The following is a 10,960-nucleotide window of genomic DNA, read 5'->3' as shown; positions in this document are numbered from 1 at the left end:
GTTCTATGACAAGCTCGCCGAAATCGCGGGCGAATACCTCAAAAAAGGCCGCCCGGTGTATGTGGAAGGCCGCCTGAAAACCCGCAAGTGGACCGACAAGGACGGCGTCGAGAAATACACCACCGAAATCATCGCCGAAGAAATGCAACTGCTCGGCGGACGTGAAGGCGGTGGAGGCGGCGGCGCAGACGACGAAGGCTACAGCCGCAACCGCGAGACCGACTCAGGCCGCGCCTCCAGCCGCCCCGCCCCCAGCCGCGCCCCCGCCGCGGCCGCCAGCAAACCGGCGAGCGACTTCAGCGATATGGACGACGACATTCCGTTCTAGATCAGAAAAAACAGTTTTTTTGTTGGTAAAAGCCCGCGCCCCCTTTGGAGCGCGGGCTTTTTTCTTTACCAACACTGAAATTTGTGATCTACTTCATCAAGGACTTAACTACTACAACGTGAAAAGGTGGGTTGATGGCACGATACATCGCCAAGCGCATTCGCTTTCGGAACGGGGAACGACTATCCGTTCTGACTGTTGCGTATGGGCTGCCGGTGCACGAGGCAACCCTCTACCTGGACTCGTTCCGAAGGAAAGGCCGGGCGGCGAACACCATTCATTTCGTTTGCTGCACGCTGGCCCTTCTCTATCGCGAACTGGATCGCGCGGGAATCAATCTGATGGATCGGCTTGGCGAGGGGCGATTCCTTGCCGCTCCAGATCTTGGGAGACTTGCTTCTCTCGCGCAACTGCGCATGGCGGACATGGACGACGAAGGCGCAGAGGAGATCAAGCCAAAGTCGAACGTGATCAGCATGGCCCGCATTTCGTTGCGGCTCAAGACTGAACAGAGTCAACGCATGCCAGTGGATGTTGGCACGCAAGCGTCACGACTGAGGTATATGGCGGACTTCCTGGCTTTTGTTGCCGGGTATGCCGCAGCGACTCTGCCGCCAGAAAAACGTACACGCCTGGAATATGAGAGTGCTCAAGCGCTGGAAGCATTCCGGGCGGAGGTTCCTAACGTTTCCAAGAGAGCGAAGCTCGACGCCCGCGTCGGACTCAGTTCAGAGGAGCAGGATCGGCTCGTCAGCATTGTGCATCCTGATTCCCCCAACAACCCCTGGTCGCGAGGCTTCGTTCGCAAGCGCAACTGGTTGATCGTCGTGCTGCTGCTGTCCACCGGCATGCGACGCGGCGAACTCCTCGGTTTGCAGATTAAAGACCTCAATCCGCGTGAACCGAAGCTCCGGATCATCCGCCGTGCAGACGCTGCCGAGGATTCTCGTACCGTGCAGCCCAACACGAAAACAAACGACAGAGAGATCGAACTGAAGCCTTCCATCTTGAAGGCGCTCTGGCAGCACATCAACGAAGACCGTCGATCTATTCGGGCTGCACGCAAGATCCCTCAGATCTTCGTGTCTGATGAGGGTGAGGCCCTGTCAGGGGCCTCCATCGATAAGTTGTTTGTTCAACTCCGCAATGCGTGCCCAGGCCTGCCTGTCTCCCTGACCAGCCACGTCATGCGCCACACCTGGAACGAGCGATTTTCTGAGCAGGCCGACGCGCTCGGCCTCTCTGATGTGGAAGAGCAGCAGGCCCGCAACCAGCAGCAGGGATGGAGCGAGAACTCCAAGTCGGCTGCCACGTATACCCGCCGACACACGGCCAAGAAGGGTAATGAAATCTCGCTGAAGCTGCAGGAACGACTCGATGAAAAACTACAACACGAAAACTGATGTGCCGTCTTCGGCCCTCACCATTCGGCTTCCAGAAACGGCTTTCACCCGAAGTGGAATCGCCTTCTGTCCGAACGACGATGTCTGGACCTGGACGGATGGACCGTTCCGTTTGGTGCTGGATTTTCGCAAGATTAAAGTGAACTCGCCGACCCTGATCGAAGGGTTGAAACACACCCTGCTGATCTTTGCAAAGGGGAGTTCAACAAACCATCTTGGCAACTTGTTTCAAGCCTTCACCCACTTCCTTGCGAACCGCAAAGAAACGACGCCCCTGACCGACATCACTGCCCAGGAGGTGTCCAACTATTCAGCCGGACTGAAGGCGCATGAGAAAGGGCGTCTCGGCACCCTGAATGTACTTCTTCAGAAGTGGGGCGCCCTCCGCCTGGACGGTGTGGAGCCCGAGTGCATCCGGTATCTCCGTGAACGGCGCAAGCCTGGAAATGAGAAGGGGGCGGCTGTACGCACCCGTAATCCGGTCGAGGGACCATTCAGTGAAGCCGAATACACCGCACTTTATAAGGCCGTGGACGCTGCCTACGGCGCAGGGGAACTGGCTCTCTGGTTTGTCATTTTGACGCGTCTACTCTTTGCCTGTGGTGGTCGCATCTCCCAGTACGCATCCTTGAAGGTGAAGGACTTTCGTGCCGACGGTTCAGCTTTTGCTCTGGGCCTCCCCCAGGTCAAGACGCGAGAAGCACACGCTCGCATGTCGTTCAAAGTGTTCGACCTTAGCCCCCAGACGGGTCGACTTCTCACGGAATACATCGGCAGGCTGAAGGCTGAAGGTCACGACGCAGATGCGGCGCTCTTTCCTGAAGCCGAAGTGATGATGAAGGGATCGCAGAAGACACTCCGCCCCGAGGGCGACATGTACTTTGGCCATTGCACGAGTCAGGCACTCTCGAGGGTGTTCAGTACAGCCATCGGTTCTATCGCCCCACCCAGCGATCGCCTTGACTTTGAACCCATTCCTGTGAACCCAAGGCGGTTCAGATACACCTTTGGCACCCGACTCGCCGAAGAGGGCGCGAGCAAGATCGTGATTGCCGATCGCCTCGGGCATACTGACCTCCAAAACGTCGACGTCTACTTCGAGGCGTCGCCCAAGATCATCGAGAACATCGACAATGCCATGGATGCCCAACTCGCGCCTCTCGCGAATGCGTTCCGCGGCCGGCTGGTCGAGGACGAAGAACACTCGACGCACAAAGGTGCGCCCGGCAGCCGGATCATCGATTTCCGCGTATCCAAGAACCCTGTAGGAAGCTGCGGCGGCAAGGGACAAGGCTGCGAGTTCAATAAGCCCGTGGCTTGCTACACCTGCTTCAAGTTCGAGCCATGGCTTGACGCACCGCACGAAAAGATTCTCCAGCGACTGACGAAAGAACGCTCGGGTTTTTCCAATGACGACCGTATGTCGGCAGTGAACGACGATGCGATCCTCGCTGTGCGGCAGGTGATGGCCGAGTGCGCCCAAGTGTATGAACAGCGCAAATCGGAGGCATCCGCATGAGCGCGTCCATCCTTCAGTTCACCCCTCGTTCCGAGCTTGGGCCCCAGGAGAATCTGGCTGCGTTTGTCGCGTTGTGCAAGCAATCCGAGGTTCTGAACGCGCGGGGTCAGTTTGAATCCGACGTCTGGGACATCGGACACCAGAAAGGGAAGAACGGACTCCTCAGAGCAGTGTTCAGCACGCTGGAGGCCTCCCAAAGCGCCTCGCCAATCCCCGCATTCCCGGCTCTGTTCATGGACTTCGCCAAAGCCACTATGGTCTATCTGCAGGACAGACGGCCCGTAGTGTCGGTCGGCCCGCGGGTCACGGCGCTTCGATGCCTGGAAGCTGCCTTGCGCGAATGGAGTAAGGGCTCTCGACCGACTGCGGTCAACGTCGAAATCCTGGACACGGCCGTCGAACTGGCGCGGAATCGCCTGTCTCCCGACGTCGCCTACAGGGTGGCAGGACAGTTGGAACTGATCGCCGACTCAATGCATTCCCATGGGTTCATCGTGCTGCGGCAACCTTGGAGGCACGGCATGAAGAAGCCCAACGCCCTGGGCTCCAGGATCTCCAAGGAATCTCTACAGGCTCGCCAGGACAAGTTGCCATCCGCCGCCGCGCTGCGAGCGCTGGCCGGCATCTTCCGGGATGCGGTGAGACCCATGGACATTCTGGTTTCCAGCTACACAGCTCTGATGCTGTGTGCGCCGGAACGCATCAACGAGGTGCTTCGTGTCAGGCGCGACTGCCTGGTTGAGGGCGAGGGCAGGTTCACTGGGAAATTGGGACTGCGATGGTCAGGATCCAAGGGTGCTGACGACACCACGAAATGGCTGCCGACACAGATGATTTCGCTGGCGCGAGAAGCGCTCTCGAACCTCCTCAAGGTCACGGGGCCAGCCAACGAGATCGCTGCTTGGTATACCGCCTATCCAGACACCCTGTTCATTCACGAGGGCGCATCTCACCTCCGCGGCCAGGAGGTGCTTTCGCTAGCGGATCTGGCGCTGCTCCTCTGGGGTGATGAGCGTGCCACCAACTCCGCCAACACCTGGGCTCAGAAGACAAATCACCTTTCTCCAGTGGCTCTCGGCGGGCGGCACATCGGGTATCGATTTGATGAAGTGCAGCGTGCCGTGTTGACCATGCTTCCACCTACCTTTCCCTATGTGCCAGGCGCTCCAGATCTGCTATGCAAAGACGCCTTGGCCGTCATTCGGGCCAACGAGAACCACGAGACCAGGGCAACCTACCTATGCATGTTCGGTTGCGCCGACTATCAGGTGCTCACCAATGCGCTCGGGGGCCGCGAGAGCCGCAAGTCGATTTTTGCGCGCTTTGACTACCTGGAGGACGACGGGACACCGATCGCCCTTCGCAGCCACAGCCTGCGACACTACCTGAACATGTTGGCTCAGATGGGGGGTCTCAGCAGTACCGAAATTGCGATCTTTTCGGGTCGCAAGGACGTACGGCAGAACCGCGCCTACGACCACCGGACGTCCGACGAAGTGCAGGCCCCCATAAGCATGGCGTTGAAGGCCGGCTTCACTGGTGATCTCGTTGTCGCCGGCTCGCGCAACCTGATTTCCCGCAACGAGTTTCTCGGCATGGGCGTGGTGGCAGCGCACACGACGGAGTATGGCTGGTGCGCGCACAACTTCGCCAGCGAGCCGTGCCAGATGTACCGGGACTGCATCAACTGCGAGGAGCAGGAATGCATCAAGGGCGAAAGCCACAAGGAGGCCAACCTTCGATCACTGGAGGAAGAAACCGAATACCTCCTGCAGCAGGCCAAGGAGGCCTTGAGCGACGAGGAGTACGGCGCCGACAACTGGGTAAAACATCAGACCAAGACGTTGGAGCGTGTCAAGGGGATGCTCGCCATCTTGACCGACCCGTCGGTCCCGGCAGGAACCCGGATTCGCCTTGATTTGGCCAACGCCCCACTCATTACCGCGGACAATTTGCAGCCGATCAATCTGATCAAGCGCCTCGAAACTGCGGTAGAAACGGAACCGTCTTGAAGAAGCCACGCGCCCCCGATCTGACCGAAGAACGCATCCAGGCGGTGATTGACACCCTGGATGACTGGAAGGGCAAGCTCACCTGGGATCTCCTTCTCAAGAAGGTGGAGGAGAAGACCGGCATTGCCTACTCCCGCTTCACCTTCGCCGAGTATCCGAAGATCGCCAACGCCTTCGCCCTGCGAAAGAAGGCGCTCAGCGGCACTTGGAAGATCGACGCCAAATCTCCGCGGGACGAGCAGGTTCGGGCAGCGCTGGAGCAAGTCGCACGCTACAGAGCAAAGGTTGATCGCCTTGAACAGGAGAACCAACTGCTGCTCGAGCAATTCGTCACCTGGGCGACCAACGCCGAGCGCAAAGGAGTGACGATGGCGATGCTTAATGCGCCGCTTCCCAAGCCCAATCGGGATCGAAGCAAAGGGGTGGAGTGATGGCTAGCGGGCAACAACTAGCCGAAGAAAACGTCCACAAGTTCTTGATCTGGATGGCCTCCAAGACGGACAGCGACTTTCGGAGTATGGTCATGCGAGGTGTGCTTTCGCGCACCGAGATTGCGACCGAGTGCGGATTTGCGAAGTCGGCACTGACCCAGAATCCGCGAATTCGCAGAGCGCTCGCCGATCTAGAGTCGACGCTACGGGAGCGGGGCGTGCTACCACCTGTCGTGTCCGTCGCGGAGGACAAGCCCGGAACTCTGCCGTTGCGACAGCCTGACCCCGAACGCAATGCAATGGAAGCCGCGCGCCTATCCCGCCTAGAACAGGAAAACGCCAGTCTGAAGGCCGAGAACACCGAACTCAAACGACTGCTGGCGCGCTACACGGTGCTACAGGACGCCCTGGCCGAAACTGGAAGGTTGCCCAGGTGACCAGTTCCACCTCCATAACGATTCGCGTTACGAAGGTTCGGTCCCAGGATCCTCACGGCTTTGGCGGCGCCATCTTCACCGGCATTCCCATCGACGCTGCGGGCGTTGTGTTGAACGCCTGTGCCTACGTGGTCGTGAAGGCATGTCGGTCTGCTATTGGGGCAACGCGGGTCGAGCGAGGCCAGTGGTGGATCGTGGACGGACCGGTAGCTGAGAGACGAACCGTCGTCCAAGGCTTCGAACTGATCGAGCAGCAAGTCGAGGCCGAAGTGGCCCAACTGACCCTTCCGTCCGGCGAGCACATCGTGAATTTCCTTGCTGAGAACCCGGCGTTCGAACACGTTGGTCCGGTCAAGGCTCGGCGGCTATGGGAACGGTACCGCGAAAGGCTGTATGACCTGCTGGACGCCGGAGACGCCGCAGCGATCGGTGCCGTGCTGACCGGGGACGTCGCACAGCGATTGGTCGACGCCTGGGCCAAGCAGGGCCAGTCCCGGACGCTTCAATGGCTGCAATCGCAGAGTTTTGACCCTGGCATCGGCCGGAAGGTGCTGGCCTTCTTCGGCGAAGAGGCGCAGGCCCGCATCGAAGAAGACCCGTATCGACTGCTCTCTTTCTCCGGCAAATGGGCGGACGTTGACCGGCTGGCCAGTGAGAAGTTCGGCGTGAATCCCACCGACCAACGCCGTCTGCGTGGCGCGGTGGAGGAGGCCTGCTATCGCGTGTTCGCCGATGGCCACACCGCCATGCTTTCATCGGACGTCATGGCCCGCGTGGTCCCGCTCCTAGGCCGACCGCCTGCCGACATGCGCTGGCGAGATCTGCTGGCTACGGCACTGTCGGAGGGATTAAGCAACGGGAGCTTCGTACAGACGCATCATGGGCTGCAGCCGCTAGGCGCACTGGTGATGGAACGCCAAGTTGCTGCTGCGATCAAAATGCGACTCGGCGGTACCAGCCAGGCCCTGGCCACCCCTGCAGAAATAGAGGAGGTTATTGCCGGCGTCCAGCAGGACGAGGGTTTCGAGCTCAACGCAGAGCAGAGCAATGCGCTGCACCTTGTGGCCGAGCATGCGTTTGCCTGCATCACCGGCGGCGCAGGCGTGGGCAAGACGACCGTTCTGAAGTCGCTTTACCGCCTCTACGAGAAGGCTGGTGTTCGGGTGCTGCAGGTGGCGCTCGCGGGCCGTGCGGCCAAGCGGATGCAGGAGGCCACTAACCACCCCGCGCTGACCATCGCGAGCTTCCTCAATGGGCTGAATCCCCGGACTTTCGAGGGACCGACGGTGCTCGTCATCGACGAAGCGAGCATGGTGGACATCATTTCCATGAGCCGGATCTGCGAAGCACTGCCGGCGCACGTGCGCCTCGTGCTCGTCGGCGACCCCCACCAACTGATGCCGGTAGGGCCCGGCCTTGTCCTGCATTGTGTTCAGAACATACCGTCAATCCCGGTCGCTGAACTCAAGACGGTGAAGCGCTACGGCGGGGAGATCGCGCGTGTGGCCTCAGCCATTCGCGCCGGTCAATGGCCTGGAATCTCGGCAGACGAAGCTGCCTCGGTCGCTTTCATCCCGTGCGATGAGCTGTTGCTTGCAGAGAAGGTGGTCGAGTTGTACGCCCTGGATCCCGAAAACAGCCAGATTCTGTCGCCGCTGAGAAACGGACCGGCCGGCACGAAGAGCCTTAACCATCTGTGCCAAGCACGCTTTACCAACGAACAGCCGCCCGTTACCTGCTGGAACGTCGAGCTCGAGACGCCAGAGTTGTCTGGGCTCAATCTCGACGATGCTGTGCTGTGCACCCGCAACCTGTGGGAGAAGGGGTTGCAGAACGGCTCCCTCGGCCGGGTGGTGGAGGTCGCGCCGACAGCAACGGCCCCACCCGAGGAGGAATCCGTACAGGAGCTGGCTTGGGTGGAGTGGGACGACAGCATCCGCCGTCCGATCACGTCCGACATGCTCGACGACATTGAACTGGGCTACGCCATCACGGTGCACAAGGCCCAGGGGTCTCAATGGCCGCGGGTAATCATTCCCGTGTCGGCGTCGAAGCTGCTGGATCGGACTCTGCTGTACACCGCCGTCACGCGCGCCCAAGTTCAAGTGATCCTTGTCGGCGATGCTAAGACGGCTCGGCGGGCAGTCCAGGCCCCGCCCAAAGCTCAAGGGCGCAACGTGGCGTTAGATCTAGCTTTGCAGCGAGGTGGTTGGCCGGGTTCGGACGTCTCCGGCTGAACAGCGAACCGATAGGCGACTGCGGGCAGTTACAGAAAATGCAGAGTTGTCCACGGCGGCGGCGTCGCTTGCGACGAACGCAAGCCGCGGTGGACAACTCGGGGCAAACCGGTGAGTTCCAACTTATGCGGCCAGATTTTCTGGCAGAAGCGCACAATCGTGCCACTACAAGAAACCCCAAGAAATGCGCGCTAACTGATTGATCACATTGAACGATCGCTCGCTTTTACGTCCGGAACCGTTGAACTCGGGTGCGCCTGATGGCGCCCTAATTCGTCACCCCTTACCGCATCTCGGGAAAGCGCGGCAAGAACGATGCTGCGGACGCCGCCTGTTGCCCTTGGCCTCGCGCACGATGATGGCGCGGCGATCAAAGTCGACGTCCTTGACGCGCAGGCGCAGCCCCTCCATCAAGCGCATGCCCGTGCCGTGCAGCAGCTTCGCCAGCAAGGCCATGTCGCTGTCCAAAAACGGAACAGCGCCGCAACCTCGTCCTGGGTCAGCGCACTGGGAATGCGGCGCTTCTGCGCCGGGCGGTTCACGCCATTGAGCCAAGGCAGATTCACCCCATCACTTCGCGGTACAAAAACAGCAAGGCGCTGAGCGCCTGGTTATGCGTGGACGCCGACACATGGCGTTCAGTGGCCAGCATGGTCAAGAAGGCTTCCGCCTCGGGTGCACCCATGTCGCGCGGATGCCGCATGACCCCGCTCTGCCCGTGCCAGCGAATGAAAAGCGCACCTAATGCACGTAAGCCCTCTCGGTACTGAGGCTATAGTCCAGATGCCGGATGCGCTCGCGAAACTGATCGAGCAGGCGGACCGAGCGCAGGACAGGTATGCCGGGTTTCATGGTTCATTTATATCTGTGTTTATGCGCAGTCTGTCTATAAGCCAGTCTGCAAGCCACTTGGCGAGGAAAGCGATGACCATAATATCCCGTACGGGCCAGTTTATTTTGCAGGAATTGCGGTATACATTACGTTAGGAATCACGAAATGCGAACACCGCTGAACGGTTGGCGACGCCTCGGCATCGTAATAGCGATGCTGTGGCTTATCGCGGTCATATCTATTGCGCTTATCGAGTACTCATCAAAGTCCGAAGGCTTCTTTGTTTTTCAAAATTTGCCAGTCGGCCTTACCTTTGAAGGCAACAAGATAAAACTGCCTGACGGCAAAATCATTGTCATATCCGAAGAGGATGAGTTTAAGTTGCGTTACGAGCAGGAGAAGGCGGGGAAACCGATTCTCCCTTGGGAAATTGATTGGGCAAGGCTGACCTCAGTGCCCAAAGTCCCGGAGATTCGTTGGTTTCGTCTTGTTTTGTTACTCTTGGCTCCATTTGTTTCATGGCTATTTATCGAAGCAGCAGTCCTCATAGCAGCATGGGTTCGTCGTGGTTTCGCGAGTAACCAACGTGATTCCTAACCCTGCGCTCGACCTCGCTACCTTCGGTCGCTGGACGCTGCGCGATGAAGCCGCGCAGCGCCGGTCAGCTCCACGTTGGGGCTCATAACACAATGCCACTTCCGCCACCACCACCGAACTGGGAAGCAAACGAGATATCGAAGTTCTTCGATGCGGCGCGTACCAATGAATTTGCGACGTTTGCAAATAAAACAGGGGAAGTCGCACGTCTGTCCGAAATTGATCTTGGGTACCGGAAAGCAATCGATGGGGTCAATCATTCCCCAGACTGGTTTGCCGGCTTCTTCTTACTTCGGGCGCATTCAAATTATCTGGCCGCCTGCCGCCTTTCTTGGAGCGCTCAAATTCCTGAGAGTTACGCCCTTCTTCGGTCTTGCTTGGAAAACGCACTCTATGGGCTTTATCTAGCAAAGCACCCTGAGTCTCGCGAGACTTGGCTGCGACGTCAAGATGACGCGGCAGCGAAGCGGAAAGTTAAAGATGAATTCAAAATCGGAACAATGCTAAATCTTGCTGCTGCGGTGGATGCAACGGAAGGTGCTGTAGCGAAACTCCTTTACGAGCAAACCATTGACTCAGGCGCGCACCCAAATGAACTGGCCCTTATGCAGACACTACAGATCAACAAGAGCGCCGATCGCATTGCGTTCAAGAGCAACTACCTTGACAAAGATTCAGGCGCACTGAGCGCTGCACTTAAGACCACGGCTCAAGTGGGCGTTTGCGCTCTGTCGTTGTTTCGGGTGATCTATCCCGGGCGCTTTAACATCATGGGCGTGACTGATTTGCTTCGTCGTGTGAAGGTGGGCCTATGAGCCCCAACCCGGCAGTCGAGCGGTCCTGCGCAAAAAGCCGCGCAAGCCTCTCACTTCGTTAGGCCTCAATCATGATTACTGCTCAAGCACTAAACACGATCGGCCTCGCACTTGGCATGCTTGGTGTTGCTCTCATCTTTGTCTGGGGTCCGCCGCAGCCGCAACTAGAGGAAGGCGTTGGTATCGGGCTGGAAGACGGCACCCCTTTGGGTAACGGCTTAACTGTGGCACAACACGATGCACTAGTTCGGCGCACCTGAGTTCGACAGTTCGAAGCCGTTGCGCAGCCACAAACAATCGCCGGGGTCCTATGAATCAATCACTTGCAAGCGCTCGGAAGGGCGTTTTC

The 10,960-nt window shown here is 58.9% G+C and carries 11 protein-coding genes; 10 read left to right on the top strand and 1 reads right to left on the bottom strand.

Annotation, left to right across the window (positions count from 1 at the left end; translation table 11 throughout):
* From ssb to B7X30_RS12680, 7 genes are all read left to right on the top strand, one after another.
* On the top strand, positions 1 to 328 hold a 328-nt coding region (gene ssb, locus B7X30_RS12710), incomplete at its 5' end, for a single-stranded DNA-binding protein (RefSeq protein WP_286730992.1).
* 134 nt (positions 329 to 462) lie between these two features.
* Positions 463 to 1,731, top strand: a complete 1,269-nt coding sequence (locus B7X30_RS12705) for a tyrosine-type recombinase/integrase (RefSeq protein WP_286730991.1) — start codon at positions 463 to 465, stop codon at positions 1,729 to 1,731.
* Positions 1,706 to 3,250: a site-specific integrase gene (locus B7X30_RS12700; protein ID WP_286730990.1), complete on the top strand. Its 1,545-nt coding sequence runs from the start codon at positions 1,706 to 1,708 to the stop codon at positions 3,248 to 3,250. The genes B7X30_RS12705 and B7X30_RS12700 overlap by 26 nt, the downstream gene beginning before the upstream one ends.
* Positions 3,247 to 5,262, top strand: a complete 2,016-nt coding sequence (locus B7X30_RS12695; RefSeq protein ID WP_286730989.1) for an integrase — start codon at positions 3,247 to 3,249, stop codon at positions 5,260 to 5,262. Before B7X30_RS12700 ends, B7X30_RS12695 begins: the two co-directional genes overlap by 4 nt.
* Complete coding sequence (locus B7X30_RS12690; RefSeq protein ID WP_286730988.1) at positions 5,259 to 5,693, top strand: hypothetical protein; 435 nt, start codon at positions 5,259 to 5,261, stop codon at positions 5,691 to 5,693. Before B7X30_RS12695 ends, B7X30_RS12690 begins: the two co-directional genes overlap by 4 nt.
* Positions 5,693 to 6,130: a VPA1267 family protein gene (locus tag B7X30_RS12685; protein WP_286730985.1), complete on the top strand. Its 438-nt coding sequence runs from the start codon at positions 5,693 to 5,695 to the stop codon at positions 6,128 to 6,130. Before B7X30_RS12690 ends, B7X30_RS12685 begins: the two co-directional genes overlap by 1 nt.
* Positions 6,127 to 8,367, top strand: coding sequence for an AAA family ATPase (locus tag B7X30_RS12680; RefSeq protein WP_286730983.1), 2,241 nt, complete (start codon positions 6,127 to 6,129; stop codon positions 8,365 to 8,367). Before B7X30_RS12685 ends, B7X30_RS12680 begins: the two co-directional genes overlap by 4 nt.
* Positions 8,368 to 8,929: 562 nt before the next feature.
* Here the strand turns inward: B7X30_RS12680 and B7X30_RS15800 are convergent.
* On the bottom strand, positions 8,930 to 9,070 hold the full coding sequence (locus tag B7X30_RS15800) for a phage integrase N-terminal SAM-like domain-containing protein (RefSeq protein ID WP_502694441.1): 141 nt from the start codon (positions 9,068 to 9,070) through the stop codon (positions 8,930 to 8,932).
* A 294-nt stretch (positions 9,071 to 9,364) separates the two neighbouring features.
* Between B7X30_RS15800 and B7X30_RS12670 the strand changes: the two genes are divergently transcribed.
* From B7X30_RS12670 to B7X30_RS12660, 3 genes are all read left to right on the top strand, one after another.
* Positions 9,365 to 9,796, top strand: a complete 432-nt coding sequence (locus B7X30_RS12670) for a hypothetical protein (RefSeq protein WP_286730981.1) — start codon at positions 9,365 to 9,367, stop codon at positions 9,794 to 9,796.
* A gap of 44 nt (positions 9,797 to 9,840) precedes the next feature.
* A complete protein-coding gene (locus B7X30_RS12665) occupies positions 9,841 to 10,611 on the top strand; it encodes a hypothetical protein (protein ID WP_286730979.1) in 771 nt (256 codons plus the stop codon).
* Positions 10,612 to 10,682: 71 nt separating this feature from the next.
* On the top strand, positions 10,683 to 10,871 hold the full coding sequence (locus tag B7X30_RS12660; protein ID WP_286730978.1) for a hypothetical protein: 189 nt from the start codon (positions 10,683 to 10,685) through the stop codon (positions 10,869 to 10,871).
* Positions 10,872 to 10,960: the final 89 nt, after the last annotated feature.

This window comes from Thiomonas sp. 13-64-67 (assembly GCF_002282795.1).
GTDB lineage: Bacteria > Pseudomonadota > Gammaproteobacteria > Burkholderiales > Burkholderiaceae_C > Thiomonas > Thiomonas arsenitoxydans.
The sequence above is the reverse complement of the archived record's forward strand: the minus strand, read 5'-3'. Positions and strand labels throughout refer to the sequence as shown.

Bases quoted from the DNA above. Each gene is read 5' to 3' on its own strand.
- B7X30_RS12705 (WP_286730991.1), top strand. From the start codon at position 463: ATGGCACGATACATCGCCAAGCGCATTCGCTTTCGGAACGGGGAACGA.
- B7X30_RS12700 (WP_286730990.1), top strand. From the start codon at position 1,706: ATGAAAAACTACAACACGAAAACTGATGTGCCGTCTTCGGCCCTCACC.
- B7X30_RS12695 (WP_286730989.1), top strand. From the start codon at position 3,247: ATGAGCGCGTCCATCCTTCAGTTCACCCCTCGTTCCGAGCTTGGGCCC.
- B7X30_RS12685 (WP_286730985.1), top strand. From the start codon at position 5,693: ATGGCTAGCGGGCAACAACTAGCCGAAGAAAACGTCCACAAGTTCTTG.
- B7X30_RS15800 (WP_502694441.1), bottom strand. From the start codon at position 9,070: ATGCGGCATCCGCGCGACATGGGTGCACCCGAGGCGGAAGCCTTCTTG.
- B7X30_RS12670 (WP_286730981.1), top strand. From the start codon at position 9,365: ATGCGAACACCGCTGAACGGTTGGCGACGCCTCGGCATCGTAATAGCG.
- B7X30_RS12665 (WP_286730979.1), top strand. From the start codon at position 9,841: ATGAAGCCGCGCAGCGCCGGTCAGCTCCACGTTGGGGCTCATAACACA.
- B7X30_RS12660 (WP_286730978.1), top strand. From the start codon at position 10,683: ATGATTACTGCTCAAGCACTAAACACGATCGGCCTCGCACTTGGCATG.